Origin of the sequence: Dyella subtropica (assembly GCF_026283965.1) — a bacterium.
Classification (GTDB): domain Bacteria; phylum Pseudomonadota; class Gammaproteobacteria; order Xanthomonadales; family Rhodanobacteraceae; genus Dyella_D; species Dyella_D subtropica.
The window spans coordinates 514,535-528,659 of the sequence record NZ_JAPDPD010000001.1; the positions used below are offsets into that span (position 1 = coordinate 514,535).

General features: G+C 64.7%; 11 protein-coding genes. 8 read left to right on the plus strand and 3 right to left on the minus strand.

Annotated features, from left to right (window positions below; genetic code table 11):
• The first annotated feature begins 60 nt into the window (after positions 1-60).
• From guaA to OUZ45_RS02310, 8 genes are all read left to right on the plus strand, one after another.
• Complete coding sequence (guaA, locus tag OUZ45_RS02275) at positions 61-1,641, plus strand: glutamine-hydrolyzing GMP synthase (RefSeq protein ID WP_266168275.1); 1,581 nt, start codon at positions 61-63, stop codon at positions 1,639-1,641.
• An 82-nt stretch (positions 1,642-1,723) separates the two neighbouring features.
• Positions 1,724-2,212 (plus strand): tRNA adenosine(34) deaminase TadA, encoded by a 489-nt coding sequence (gene tadA, locus OUZ45_RS02280; protein ID WP_266168276.1) that lies wholly within the window; start codon positions 1,724-1,726, stop codon positions 2,210-2,212.
• A gap of 190 nt (positions 2,213-2,402) precedes the next feature.
• The gene (locus OUZ45_RS02285; protein ID WP_266168277.1) at positions 2,403-3,746 is read left to right on the plus strand and encodes an SWIM zinc finger family protein; all 1,344 of its coding nucleotides are present in this window, start codon (positions 2,403-2,405) and stop codon (positions 3,744-3,746) included.
• The gene (locus tag OUZ45_RS02290) at positions 3,743-5,299 is read left to right on the plus strand and encodes a DUF5691 domain-containing protein (RefSeq protein WP_266168278.1); all 1,557 of its coding nucleotides are present in this window, start codon (positions 3,743-3,745) and stop codon (positions 5,297-5,299) included. Before OUZ45_RS02285 ends, OUZ45_RS02290 begins: the two co-directional genes overlap by 4 nt.
• A complete protein-coding gene (locus OUZ45_RS02295; RefSeq protein ID WP_266168279.1) occupies positions 5,296-6,378 on the plus strand; it encodes an ATP-binding protein in 1,083 nt (360 codons plus the stop codon). Before OUZ45_RS02290 ends, OUZ45_RS02295 begins: the two co-directional genes overlap by 4 nt.
• 9 nt (positions 6,379-6,387) lie before the next feature.
• On the plus strand, positions 6,388-8,706 hold the full coding sequence (locus OUZ45_RS02300; protein WP_266168280.1) for a DUF5682 family protein: 2,319 nt from the start codon (positions 6,388-6,390) through the stop codon (positions 8,704-8,706).
• Positions 8,707-8,725: 19 nt separating this feature from the next.
• Positions 8,726-9,889 carry a vWA domain-containing protein gene (locus OUZ45_RS02305; protein WP_266168281.1) on the plus strand — a complete coding sequence of 388 codons (1,164 nt, stop codon included), beginning with the start codon at positions 8,726-8,728 and terminating at the stop codon, positions 9,887-9,889.
• A 129-nt stretch (positions 9,890-10,018) separates the two neighbouring features.
• A complete protein-coding gene (locus OUZ45_RS02310; RefSeq protein WP_266168282.1) occupies positions 10,019-11,143 on the plus strand; it encodes a hypothetical protein in 1,125 nt (374 codons plus the stop codon).
• Positions 11,144-11,150: 7 nt separating this feature from the next.
• On the opposite strand, the gene OUZ45_RS02315 is transcribed toward OUZ45_RS02310, so the two are convergent.
• The 3 genes from OUZ45_RS02315 to OUZ45_RS02325 all read right to left on the minus strand — a co-directional run bounded on the left by OUZ45_RS02315 (position 11,151) and on the right by OUZ45_RS02325 (position 14,122).
• Complete coding sequence (locus tag OUZ45_RS02315; RefSeq protein ID WP_266168283.1) at positions 11,151-11,981, minus strand: NAD-dependent protein deacetylase; 831 nt, start codon at positions 11,979-11,981, stop codon at positions 11,151-11,153.
• 108 nt (positions 11,982-12,089) lie between these two features.
• Positions 12,090-13,721, minus strand: a complete 1,632-nt coding sequence (locus OUZ45_RS02320; RefSeq protein WP_266168284.1) for a diguanylate cyclase — start codon at positions 13,719-13,721, stop codon at positions 12,090-12,092.
• Positions 13,718-14,122 carry a response regulator gene (locus tag OUZ45_RS02325; protein ID WP_266168285.1) on the minus strand — a complete coding sequence of 135 codons (405 nt, stop codon included), beginning with the start codon at positions 14,120-14,122 and terminating at the stop codon, positions 13,718-13,720. The genes OUZ45_RS02320 and OUZ45_RS02325 overlap by 4 nt, the downstream gene beginning before the upstream one ends.
• Between the last annotated feature and the right edge of the window lie 3 nt (positions 14,123-14,125).

Here is a 14,125-nt window from a genome sequence, read left to right on the forward strand (position 1 = left end):
CGCCGCCGGGCGTTTTCAGCACCAAGCGCAGGGCAGACCAGCGCACACCGGAGCCGGATTGTGACCGACATCCATAGCGACAAAATCCTCATCCTCGATTTCGGCGCGCAGTACACCCAGCTGATCGCCCGCCGCATCCGTGAGATCGGCGTGTATTGCGAAATCTGGGCCTGGGACCACAACCCGGCGGAGATCGCCGCGTTCGGCGCCAAAGGCATCATCCTGTCCGGCGGCCCCGAATCCACCACGTTGCCGGGCGCGCCCAAGGCGCCGCAGGAAGTGTTCGACGCGGGTTTGCCGATCCTCGGCATCTGCTACGGCATGCAGACCCTGGCCGCGCAACTCGGCGGTGCCACCGAAGCGGCCGATGCGCGCGAGTTCGGCTATGCCGAGGTCGATATCACGGCTTCGAGCCGGCTCTTTGCCGGCCTGAGCGACCACGACGACAGCCATCGCTTGGACGTGTGGATGAGCCACGGCGATCACGTCGCGAAGGCGCCGCCCGGCTTCGTCATTACCGGCACCACCGACCGTATCCCGGTCGCGGTGATGGAGAACGAAGACAAGCGCTGGTACGGCGTGCAGTTCCACCCGGAAGTCACCCACACCAAGCAGGGCACGGCGCTACTCAAGCGTTTCATCACGGACATCTGCGGCTGCCAGACGTTGTGGACGGCTGCGCACATCATCGAAGACCAGATCGCGCGCGTGCGCGCCCAGGTCGGCGAAGATCACGTGCTGCTCGGCCTGTCTGGCGGCGTGGATTCCTCCGTGGTCGCCGCACTGCTGCACCGGGCCATCGGCAAGCAGCTGACCTGCGTCTTCGTCGACACCGGCCTGCTGCGCTGGAAGGAAGGCGACCAGGTGATGGCTACCATGGCTGAGCACATGGGCGTCAAGGTGATCCGCGTGAATGCGGCGGAGCGCTACTTCAGCGCGCTGGAAGGCGTGGCCGATCCGGAAGCCAAGCGCAAGATCATCGGCCGCCTGTTCGTGGAGATCTTCGACGAGGAATCGGCCAAGGTCACCGCCAGCGGCGACGGCCACGTGAAGTGGCTGGCCCAGGGCACCATCTACCCCGATGTGATCGAGTCGGCCGGCAGCAAGACCGGCAAGGCCCACGTCATCAAGAGCCACCACAACGTCGGCGGCCTGCCGGAGCACATGAAGCTCAAGCTGGTCGAGCCGCTGCGCGAGCTGTTCAAGGACGAAGTGCGCCGCATCGGTGTCGAACTCGGCCTGCCGCGCGACATGGTCTACCGCCACCCGTTCCCAGGCCCCGGCCTGGGCGTGCGCATCCTGGGCGAAGTGAAGCCCGAATACGCTGAGCTGCTGGCCCGCGCCGACGCAATCTTCATCGAAGAACTGCGCCGCTGGGACCTGTACGACAAAACCAGCCAGGCCTTCGCCGTGTTCCTGCCGGTGAAGTCAGTCGGTGTAGTGGGCGATGCGCGCGCCTACGAATGGGTGATCGCGCTGCGCGCCGTGGAAACCATCGACTTCATGACCGCGCATTGGGCGCACTTGCCGTACGACTTCCTCGGCAAGGTTTCCAACCGCATTATCAATGAGCTGCGTGGTGTTTCTCGTGTCGTTTATGACATCAGCGGCAAGCCACCGGCCACCATTGAGTGGGAATGAGGCGTGGCCTCGCTATCGAAGGATCGAACGCAGGGCATGTTGCGCCGCCTTTCTCAATTCGATCTTTTAAGTCTTTGAAATAATGGACGAAAAAAACAACGAGGCCAGCGCGTCATTTTCCGAACAGGACGCGCACTACATGCGCCGCGCCTTGCAGCTCGCGGCGCACGCCCGTGATGCCGAGAACGAAGTGCCGGTGGGCGCCGTGCTGGTGCAGGGCGAGGAGATCATCGGTCTGGGCTGGAACCGCAACATCACCCTCAACGATCCCACCGCGCATGCCGAGATCCAGGCCCTGCGCGCGGCAGGCGAAAAGCTGTCCAACTACCGTATGACCGGCGCCACCCTCTACGTGACGCTGGAGCCGTGCGCCATGTGCGCCATGGCCTTGGTGCATGCCCGCATCGGGCGCGTGGTTTACGCCGCAACCGACCCCAAGACCGGCGCCGCCGGCAGTGTGTTCGACACGCTTATCTCCGAGCGCCACAACCACCGCATCCAGGTAGACGGCGGCCTGCTCGCCGAAGAATCGTCGACGATGTTGCGCGAGTTTTTCCGCTCGCGTCGTTGAGTCCACGCATCCCGCCGATGGGGAAAGCGAGCGCTCTGCAGTCGCTATAAGCGCTAAGGGCTAGAGCCGCAGGACCGGGCGACAAACGCAAGCACACCCGGGCCACGGGTCTTTGTCCATCTCACCGAAAAGTGTCAGACGGCTGGGCTATGCTTGGCAGTCATGGACGATGCTGCCAGGGGGCGGAAGCATGGGTGTTGCGTTGACTACGGAGCAGGTGTTGGCGCTCGCGCCGGACGCCGCTTCGGCCAAGGCTGCGGCAGGGCTGACCGGCACAAATCATTGGGTCCTGCTCGGCGGTGACGACGATGCGGTGTGGGGAGAGTGCAAGGGTAGCGGCGCCAAGCCCTACCAGACCCAGGTCGATCTGGCCGCGTTGCTGTCGCGTTGCACCTGTCCCAGCCGTAAATTTCCCTGCAAACACGGCTTGGCGCTATTGCTGCTGTACGCACAACAGGCGGCGGGATTGCCGCGCGCCGATCGCCCCGCGTGGGTTGGCGAATGGCTGGCGTCTCGCAAGGAGAAAGCCGAGAAGAAGGAGCAGGCGGCCAAGGCTCCGGTCGATCCCGTCGCTGCTGCTGAGGCGGCGCTCAAGCGCGAAGCAGGGCGCTGGAAGCGGATCGAATCCGGCTGTGCCGATCTGCAACTCTGGATCGCTGATCAATTCCGTCGCGGCCTAGCTAGCTTCGGGCCCGAACAGCGTAAAGAGTGGGCCGCGATGGCCGCGCGCATGGTGGATGCGCAAGCGCCAGGGCTTGCACAGCAGCTGCAGGACGCGCTGGACGCCATGAGTGCCGGTTCGAGCCGTCAAGATGAAGCGATCGAACGGCTTGGCTTGCTGCAATTGATCAACGAAGGGGTGAGCCGACGCGAACAGTTGTCGCCCGAACGCCTCGCTGACTTGCGTGTCGCATTGGGCTGGCCGCACGACAAGGAGGACGTCGTCGCCGGATCGGATACCGTCGAGGACGACTGGCAAGTTTTGGGACAGCTGGTGATCGCGCGGGACGAGCGCTTGAACGAGCGCCGCATCTGGCTGCATGGCCGCGAAAGCGGCCGTTATGCGCTGTTGTTGGACTATGCCCACAACAGCAAGGGTTGGGAGTCTTACTGGAGCGAGACGAGCTACCGGGCCCGGCTCAGCTTCTATCCCGGCACGATGCCGCTGCGCGCCGTGGTGACCGCCCAAGCGCCATCACCGGCGCAGGCCTGGCCCGGCGTGTCGCTGGAGCATGCGATCGAGCAGGCTTCGCATTGGTTCGCCGCCAATCCCTGGCAGCCGCAGGTGCCGATGCTGCTGGCTTCGGCTACGCCGGTGCTGCAGGAAGGAGGCTGGATGCTGCACACCGCCGCCGGCACGCTGTCCCTGCGCACACACGAGTCGTCGGCATGGTCGCTGCTCGCCTTCAGCGGCGGACATCCGGTCAGCGTGATGGGTGAATGGGACGGTCGGCGGCTACGCCCGCTCGTCGCCCAGCATCCTGTCGAGCCGACGCGCCGCTGGGCGTTGGTCGGCGAGGAGGTTGCCACATGAGCGCGCCGTGGATGAAACAAGCTCTGGTCGGCGTGGATCGCGCGCCATCGTTTCAGGTCGATAGCGAGGTTGCTGGGCTACTCGATGCGGTGCTGGCACAGAGCGACGATCCAGCGCTCGCTTTCAGCCGTGCCGCGGGAATCATGACGGCCTGCAGGTTGGCCGCGGTGACACTCGATCCCGCAGTAACTCCGCCCGTGCCGGCTGTCGGCGATGCCGGTGAGCTGACCCAGGAACATCCGTGGTTCCCCCTGCTCGGGCCGTCTTTCGTCGAAGGCCCGGTGCGTCTGCAGCATGAGATCTGTGAGCGCGTGGCCGCGATCCGTGCCTGCCTGCCTGCGCCGTTGCTGCCGGTGGCACTGGATGCCGGCAAGCGCAGCCAGACGCTGCGGACCGCGCTGCTTGCCGCGATCGGTCAGCGCGGTCGCTGGCTGGCGCAGTTCAATTCCGCCTGGCAGTTCGCCGTGGATGGCGCAGGCGAAGTCGACGCGTCGAATGATCGCCGTCTGTGGGACGAAGGCAGCCTCGCGCAGCGGGTGGATTACCTGCGCCGTCAACGCGCCATCGATGCTGCGCAGGCGCGCGATCTGCTGCAAGCGCAGTTCGGTGAGCTGCCGGCGAAAGAGCGCCTGGAACTGGTCGCGGTGCTGGCGCAGGAGTTGGGCAAGGCTGATGAAACACTGCTGGCTTCGTTGTTGTTGAAAGACCGCAGCCGCGACGTTCGGCAGCTCGCCGCCCGCCTGTTGGCGCAACTGCCGCAGTCGGCGCACGCACAGCAACTGGTGGCGTGGCTGCAGCCTTTGCTAGCGCAGAAGCGCGGATTGCTGGGGCGCAGCTGGCAATGCGATGCGCCCACGCAGGCCGATCCGGCCTGGGCCTCTGCTGCTATCGACGCCACGCGTCCGCAGCACGATTCGCTCGGCGAGCGAGCGTGGTGGCTCTACCAGCTGGTTCGGCAGGTGCCTCTATCGTGGTGGACATCGCACACCGGAATGAATGCAGCCGAGCTGCTCGCCTGGGCGGCCAAGGGCGACTGGAAAGCGGCGCTCTACCGCGGCTGGCACGAACGCGTCGACGCGGCGGATCGCGACTGGATCGAGGCGATGCTGGCGTCCCGGGATCGCGAGTTCGGCTACGAGATGTCCGGACTCCTCGCGATGCTGCCGATGGCTGCGCGCGAAAAACACTGGCCGCGCACATTGGATCAACTGTCCAAGGACGGCACGCTTGTCGAGATCGTCGCCTCCTGTGCGCTTGGCGAAACCCTTTCCGCCGACTTCTCGCGTGCGCTGCTCGCGGATCTACACACCTGCGTTGAGAATGATCGCCTGCGCTACGACTTCGGGCTGCGCGCCCAGCTGCCCGAACTCGCGGCGCTGATGCATCCCGACGCCCTGGCGGAATGGCGCTCGCCGTCGCTGCGCGGGGACGAAACGCCGGCCCAAGCCGAAAGCATCCGTGAATTCGAACGCGTCGCCGCCGTGCGCCGCACGCTGCATGCCCACCATGCACGCCCACCCATCCTGATCGATCCGATACCGGAGCCGCGATGAGCACTGCCGTACTGCGCCAACATGCCGAGCACCAATTCGCCGAAGAACTCGATGCCATCAAGAAGGTGGACAACCGCCAGCGTCCGGCCAACTGGCATCTGTCGCCCTGGGCGGTGGTGACCTATCTGATGGGTGGCCGCCTCGACAACGGTTTCGAGGTCAGCGCCAAGTACATCGGCAATGCACGCCTGATGGAGATCGCCGTTGCGACGTTGGCCACCGACCGGGCGCTGCTGCTGTTCGGTGTGCCGGGCACGGCCAAGTCGTGGGTATCCGAGCATCTCGCTGCGGCGATCAGCGGCGACTCGACACTGCTGGTGCAAGGCACCGCCGGCACCAGCGAAGAGCAGATCCGCTACGGCTGGAACTATGCGCAGCTGCTCGCCAATGGCCCCAGCGAAAAGGCCCTGGTCGCCAGCCCGCTGATGCAGGCCATGCGGCTGGGCAAGATTGCGCGCATCGAAGAACTCACCCGCATTCCCGCCGATGTGCAGGACTCGCTGATCACCGTGCTGTCCGAGAAGACCTTGCCCATTCCCGAGCTGGGCTCGGAGGTGCAAGCCACGCGCGGCTTCAGCGTAATCGCCACCGCGAACAACCGCGACAAGGGTGTCAACGAACTATCTAGCGCGCTCAAGCGCCGCTTCAACACCGTGATCCTGCCGGTGCCGTCCAGCGAGGCCGAGGAAATTTCCATCGTGGTCAAGCGCGTCGCCGAGCTGGGGCGCGCGCTGGAACTTCCGGCGGAGCCGCCGGCGCTCAAGGAAGTCGCGCGCATCGTGCGCATCTTCCGCGAGTTGCGTAACGGCCAGACCGAAGACGGCAAGGCCAAGCTCAAATCACCCAGCGCCACGCTGTCCACGGCGGAGGTGATCTCGGTGATCAACAACGGCATGGCCTTGGCCGGCCATTTCGGCGACGGTGTGCTGCGTCCGGCCGATATGGCCTCGGGCATGCTTGGCGCCGTGGTCAAGGACCCGGTGCAGGACCAGGTGGTGTGGAACGAATACCTCGAGACCGTGGTGAAAGAGCGTTCCGAGTGGAAGGACTTGTATCGCGCCTTCCGCGAACACGCCTGAGGCGTGGCTATGTCCGACGGGGTTTCCATCTACGGCATTCGTCATCACGGGCCGGGCTGCGCGCGCAGCCTGCTCAAGGCCTTGCAGGCCGCGCCGCCGGAGTGCGTGCTGATTGAAGGGCCGGCCGGTTGCGAGGTTTTGCTGGCGCATGTAAATGACGCGCAGCTGCAACCGCCGGTGGCTTTGCTGTCGCATGCCGTCGAGGATCCCCAGCGCGCCGTCTTCCATCCCTTCGCCGTGTTTTCGCCGGAATGGCAGGCCATGCAATGGGCCGTGCGCGCCGGTGTGCCAGTTCGCTTCATGGACGTGCCGCCCAGTGTGACGCTGGCTTGGCAGCGCCAGGCCAAGGCTGCCAGCGAAGATTCCGCACCATCGGCGCCGACAACGGAAGAGGGCGATGACGTCGCAGCCCCTGAGATCGGTGACGACGCTGCAAGAGTAGCGACACCGGACGCCAGCGACGACGTGCCGCACGACCCGCTCGACTGGCTCGCCCGCGCCGCCGGCTACGAAGACGGAGAAAGCTGGTGGAACCACATGGTGGAGGAGCGCGGCGACGGCGAAGGCCTGTTCGAGGCGATCGCTCAAGCCATGACCGAACTGCGCGAGAACGCGCAGCTCAAGACGCGGCTCGATGCAGGGCAGGAAGCCATCCGCGAGGCGCACATGCGTAGCGTGCTGCGCGAGACGCGCCAGCAGGGGTATCAGCGCATTGCCGTAATCTGCGGCGCCTGGCATGTACCCGCGATCGCCGCCAAGACCACGGCTGCCGCCGATCAGCGCCTGCTCAAAGGTTTGGAAAAACTCAAGGCGCAGACCACCTGGGTGCCCTGGACCTACCGTCATCTCAGTATGCGTAGCGGCTATGGCGCGGGCATCGCATCGCCCGGCTGGTACGACCATCTCTGGCACAACGGCGGCGCCGACATACGCGCCGTGGCTTGGTTCGCCCGCATTGCGCACTTGCTTCGCGAGCACGAACTGGATTGTTCGTCGGCGCACTTGATCGAAGCCTCGCGTCTCGCCGACACGTTGGCTGCCTTGCGCCAGCGACCGGCGCCCGGGCTGGACGAACTCAATGAGGCGACCCGCAGCGTGATCTGCAATGGCGACGACGCACCGATGCGCCTGATCGCCGAGCGCCTCATGCTTGGTGACGCGCTAGGCAGCGTGCCGAGCAGCGTGCCCACCGTACCGCTGCAGCGCGATCTGGAAGCGCAGCAGAAACGCCTTCGGCTCAAGCCCGAGGCGTTGTCGCGCAAGCTGGATCTCGATCTGCGCAACGGCACCGATCTGCAACGCAGCCATCTGCTGCATCGCCTGAACCTGCTTGGCATCGGCTGGGGCGGGCAGACCGTGTCTGGCCGCTCCGCGCGCGGCACGTTCCACGAAGTGTGGGATCTTGCCTGGGAACCGCATTACGAGGTCGAACTGATCGTCGCCAGTCGTTACGGCCATACGCTGGAACTGGCCGCGACAGCGTGTGCGGTGGAGCGGGCGGGCAAGGCTGATCGCTTGCCCGAGCTGGCTGCGCTGATCGATCGCGTGTTGCTGGCCCATCTCTCCGGCGCGGTGCAGGCTGTGGCCGCTCAGCTGGAGGCGCGCGCCGCCACCGATGCGGACCCGCTTGCTCTGCTCGGTGCGCTGCCTGCGCTGGCCAACGTGTATCGCTATGGCAACGTGCGCAAGACGGACGTGGCGCAAGTGGCGCATTTGTTCGACGGCATGCTGCTGCGCGCTGGCCTCGGTCTGCCACTGGCGCTGGCTGATCTCGACGGCGAAGCAGCGGAAGCCGCACGTACGGTCGTGTTGGGCGCCGACCGCGCCGTCGAGCTGCGCCAGGGCGAAGCGCAGACGCAGGCGTGGCAGCGTGCGCTGCGTGTCGTCGCCTTGGCCGAGGGCGGTACGCCCCTGCTGCGCGGCTTGGGCACGCGCCTGCTACTCGATGCCGGCGTCTTCTCCACCGATGAAGCGGCACAGCAAATAAGCCTGAATCTTTCAGCAGGCGCGGAACCGCTGCAGTCCGCGCAATGGCTGGACGGCTTTCTTAACCGCAACGCCGCCGTGCTCCTGCATGGCGATGTCGTGTGGCCACTGATCGACGCATGGATCTGCGGTCTGCAGGACGAACACTTCATGCGCGTCGTGCCACTGGTGCGGCGCTCCTTCGCGCAGTTCGAGGCCGCAGATCGGCGCGATCTCAGCCTGCGCGTCAAACAGCCCGCTGGGCAGCGCGCCGCCGCGGCCTCCGTGACCTGGGACGCGGCGAGAGCCAACCGAGCCCTGCCCATGCTGCGCGAACTGTTGGGGATAGCCGATGGACGCTGAAAACCGAGATGACCAAGTCGTGACGACTACCCGCGCCGAACGCTGGCGACTGGTGCTCGGCAGTGAGGCCGAGCAAGGCTGCGGCGCGCTGGGCGGCACGCTGCGGGAGATGGATGCGGCGATGGCCGCGCTCTACGAGCCGGAAGGCGAGCATGGCTTGAAGCGCCGCGGTGGTCGCGGCGCGTCGTCGCCGAACGTGGCGCGCTGGCTGGGCGACATCCGCAAATACTTCCCCTCGTCGGTTGTGCAGGTGATGCAGCGCGATGCGCTCGACCGCCTCGACATGCGCCAGCTGCTGCTCGAGCGCGAGATGCTCGAAGGCATACAACCCGACGTGCACATGGTCGCCAACCTGGTGTCGCTGGCCAGCGTGATTCCTGCCGGCACGAAAGAGACGGCGCGCATGGTGGTGCGGCAAGTCGTCGACGAGCTGATGCGCAAACTGGAAGAGCCGATGCGCTCTGCCGTCACCGGCGCGCTCGATCGCGCGCGCCGCAATCGCCGTCCGCGCCATGCCGAGATCGACTGGCAGCGCACTATTCGCGCCAATTTGCGCCACTGGCAGCCGAGCCATCGCACCATCATTCCGCAGGAACTGATCGGCTTCGGGCGCAAGGCACGCCGGCCGCAGCGCGAAGTGGTGCTGTGCATCGACCAGAGCGGATCGATGGCGGCCTCGGTGGTGTACTCCAGCATCTTCGGCGCCGTGCTGGCATCGCTGCCCGCCGTGTCCACCAAGCTCGTAGTATTCGATACCAGCGTGGTCGACATGAGCGAGCAGCTGGACGATCCCGTCGATCTGCTCTTCGGCGTGCAACTCGGCGGCGGCACCGACATCAACCGCGCGGTGGCCTACTGCCAGGAGCTGATCCGCGAGCCGCGCAACAGCATCCTCGTGCTGATCTCCGATCTCTATGAAGGCGGAGTCGAGGAAAAACTGCTGGCGCGCGCGCAGGAACTGGTCGCCGCTGGCGTGCAGTTCATCACTCTGCTGGCGCTTAGCGACGAAGGCCGCCCCGCCTACGACAAGGCGCTGGCGGCGAAGCTGGCCGCGCTCGGTGTGCCTTCGTTCGCCTGCACACCCGACGCCTTTCCAGGCCTGATGGCGGCGGCCATTCGCCGCGACGACATCAACCAGTGGGCATCGAGCCGCGGCATGGTGCCGACGCGGCCGCAGGAATAGCCATCTGCGGCCCGAGCGAAGAGCTGTTCATCCCTATAGGGCCCGATCACTCACTATGTGGATCATGACGCGAATTCCACCTGCCTAGGTGCCAAATAGGCTCAGTGTCGCGCCGATGGAGAGTGTCGAGTGAGCGTGGCCCAGCCAAGGGTGGGCAGGGGACGGATCGTCGCCCAGCGATTGTTCGATATCGCCTACGCGATCGACCTCGATCGGGCCGCTCTTCTCTGGCGCGGCCCATCGGATGGCGAACCCGCACGGCGCTCGGCACACGGGGCTACACCGGCGAAGACCATCGCCTTCGATGTGCCGCCACTCCAGCTATCGCTCGGTGCTGTTGCGGTGACCATCGATGGACAGCCTAGAACGGCTGCGGCGACCGCGCGCCTTTACGACTTTGGTGCCGTCACGTTATCGGTGTCGCTTGTCATCGCCGACCTGCCATGGCCGGATGTCGTGCAGTTGATTAATGCCGTGGATCACGCGATCGGCCTGGGTGCGTCGACGGATCTGTGGGCTCGATTGCTGGAGGATCTTTGCACGCACCTTGCGCCTGCGCTGACGCGGCCTAGCCAATCAACGGTTGAGGAAGACTATCTGCTCGCTATCGTCAATGGCTTCGATCAGCCGTTGACTGCCACGGAGTTGCAGGAGCGAGTGGACCTGGTGCCCCTGCTATCCGGCGAGTCCCGCGCGCTGGCGGATTCGACTCGAAAGGAGTTGCTTGGACAACGATTTTCCTATTACGCGGATGACTTGGTGGTGCTTACCCCGGATCGAGCGTTCATCTATGAACCTACGGGTGATCCAGGCGTCGTGGATGTGCTGGAAGTGGCCAACGCGCAACTGCTTGAACTTCGTTACTACGATGCTTTGCTCAACGATGAGCTGCCGCGCATGTACGACCTCGTGGCGCAGACGCGGCGGGCGCTCAACCTGGTGGCCCCGCGCCGGCTGGCGGACCTGGCGCGCATGCTCTACACACTCGTCGCGGAAGTGACGGAACTGACAGAAAGGGTGGACAACGCGCTACAGGTGACCGAGGACGCTTATCTGGCTCGGGTCTACACCGCGGCGCTGGAGCTTCTGCGTGTACCGGCGATGGGGGCCTCGGTGGATCGCAAGCTAGCGATCATCCGCGACACCTATGCGGCCCTCTACGACGAGGCGTCAGCCAGCCGGGCCGGTCTGCTTGAGCTGACGATCATCTTGTTGATCGTGGTGGAGATCGTGCTGGCGGTCATACGCCCCTGAGCAAGCCCTACGCAATAAACGCAAGCGCCTCAGCACAAGACATCTCGACCTTGAGCTGGAGCAGAGCATCCGCCCGCGTGCGCCCCAGGTTCACGGCAGCCACCGGTTTGCCTTGGCGTGCGGCTGCGTTCACGAAGCGGTAGCCCGAAAACACCATTAGCGAGGAACCCACCACCAGCACGGCATCGGCGGCGTCCATGCCGCTCATCGCCGTGGCCACGCGATCGCGCGGCACGTTCTCGCCAAAGAACACCACATCAGGTTTCAGCAGGCCATCGCAATGAGGGCAGGGAGGTATGCGGAAGCGAGAAAAATCCTGTCCTTCCAGGTCGGCATCCCCGTCCGGTGCATCAGCCGCGTCCAGATGCGCCCAGTCCGGATTCAACGAGAGCAGCCGTTCTTGGAATTCGGCGCGCGGAAAGCGCTGCTCGCAGCTCATGCACCGCACCAGGTCAAGGCGTCCATGCAGATCGACCACGTTCCGGCTGCCGGCCGCCTGATGCAATCGATCCACGTTCTGGGTCAGTAGCAGCTCGACCTTGCCAGACTGTTCCAGCCGCGCAAGCGCTTGGTGCGTCGCGTTGGGCCTGGCACGGCCAAAGCGGCGCCAGCCGACCATGCTGCGTGCCCAGTAACGCTGGCGCGTGCTCGCTGCGCCCATGAAGGCTTGATAAGTCACCGGCTGCGCCCGCTTCCAGCCGCCGTCCGCATCGCGATAGTCCGGAATGCCCGAGTCGGTGCTGCAACCCGCGCCGGTCAACACGAACAGGCGTCGATGGGTGTGCACGAAATCCTGCAGGTAGGCATGGGCGGTATCGAAGGTAGGGATGTGCTGCATAAGCGGTTTGAGTCTGTTCAAGGTTCCCGAGACGATACGCCGTGCAGGCGTTGGTAGGAGCGTAGCCTACGTCGCCGCACTCAGGCGTTTTCGCGGTGGCTGGGACACTCATTGTTCGGCAAGCATCACCCGATTGCGGCCGGCTTGCTTGGCTCGATAGAGCGCCTTGTCCGCGAGCACGTAAATATCATTCGAAGAACTCCCGCCCCGATACTCCGCGATCCCGCAACTGAAGGTAGCGGTGAACTCGCGCTCGATGCTCGCGTACTGACGTACTTGAGAAAAGGCATCACGCAGTTCGTCCAGCAAAGCCGCCGCACCCGCTGCTTTGGTGTTAGGCAGGATAATGCCAAATTCTTCGCCACCGATACGGCCGACGATGTCCCCCCGGCGCAAGCGTCGCTTGAGCAACTCGGCAAGGCTCTTCAAGACGCGATCGCCGATCAAGTGTCCATACGTGTCGTTGACCTGCTTGAACAGATCCAGGTCGAGTTCGGCGAAGCAACAGAAACTCCCCTGCCTTGTAGACCGTGCGATCTCCGTGGCCAGGCGGTCCTTGGTCGCGGCATGGTTGAGCAGGCCTGTGAGACTGTCCCGTTCGACGTGCGCGCGCAGCACGCGATAGCGCCGCAGGCGGATAGAGACGGCAGAGATCAAATGCTCCGGTGCAATGGGCTTGGTGAGAAAGTCGTCGCCACCGAGCCGCATGGCCGTCAATTGCCTGCTGGTGTTGCTTTCCGTCGACAGGAAAACGATCGGCACCAGAACGTAGTTTTTCAATTGACGGACCACCGCGGCGAGTTCCGCACCGGTGCACCCGGGCATGTACATGTCCATCAACACAAGATCCGGCTTGAAGTCATCCAGGTGGGCCAGGATGGCCATGGGATCGGTAGCCACTTCCGTGCTGATCCCCGCCGATTGCAAGGTAAAGGCGTGGTGTTCGGCCAAGGGGCCGTTATCGTCCACGATCAGTACCCGGTAAGGCTCGGGGGGGTGATCCCTGACCAGTTCGTCCAGCTCGCCGACCAGGGCGCCGATGTCGATCGGCTTCATTAGGTAAGCGGCCGCTCCGGCCCTGGTCGTTGCAAGTCTTGCGGCCAGATCGTTGCGTACCGAGAGAAAGATCACCGGGGCCTGGAGTCGCTTGGCCGCCGACATCTTCACGATGGCCTCGGGGCCGGCTAGTTCACCTTGCGGAAACACGATGTCCATCAGTACGACCGCCAACGAATCATCGGCGGGGGCCTCAAGGAGTTTTTCCGGCGTTTCGAAAGTCCTGACCGTGTACCCGAAGTGGCCAAGCTGCAGTGCCACATCGAGCGCCAGCTCGGTATCGTCCTCCACCAGATAAATAAGCTTCCTCGCAGCGTCCGGCGTCACTCTCGCAGGCAGTGCTGGGGTGGGTATCCACTCAACAGGGGTGCGCGTCTCATGGCCGAGAGCCTCGACCAGCTTTGCCGCGGTGTGGTTCTCTTCGGTGTTCAGCACTCTCCCGGCACAAAGGGCGCCGTCGACGAGTGTCTCCAGCTGTCGTGCCGCGGCAGACAATCCCGGATAACCGAAGGTGGCGCCGGAGCCAGCCAGTCCGTGAGCGAGAAAGCGCAAGTTCTGCAGTTCACCGTCGACGTCGCCGTTGCGAAACGTTTGCTCTATCAAGGCGAGTTTATCGGGAAGTTGGCGCGCGTAATTTTCCCGCAGCACGCGCAACTGCTGGGCAATATCAGGCGTGGTGCTCATGGCCGCGCCTCGTCCAGATACGTCTTCCAGATGCCATGCAACGTGGTGGACAGAGTCATCGGATCGAAAGGTTTGGCGATGACATCCACCGCACCGAGCTGCCGATAGTGCGCCACCTCGGCGTTCTGCACTTTGGCCGTCATGAACACCACCGGTGTTTTGCTGAGCGCTGGTAACTCACGCAGCGCGCTGAGCGTGGAGGGGCCGTCCATGCCCGGCATCATCACGTCCAGCAGGATCAGATCGGGATCGAACGAGGGCGCGGCGTCGAGCGCCTCCTGGCCGGAATTGCATACATGCAGCTCGAAGCCCCCCACCGCCTCAAGTGCAATACGGGCTACCGCCTGGATATCCGGTTCATCCTCCACATAGAGGATGCGCTGCAGGGATTTATCGGCCACGTC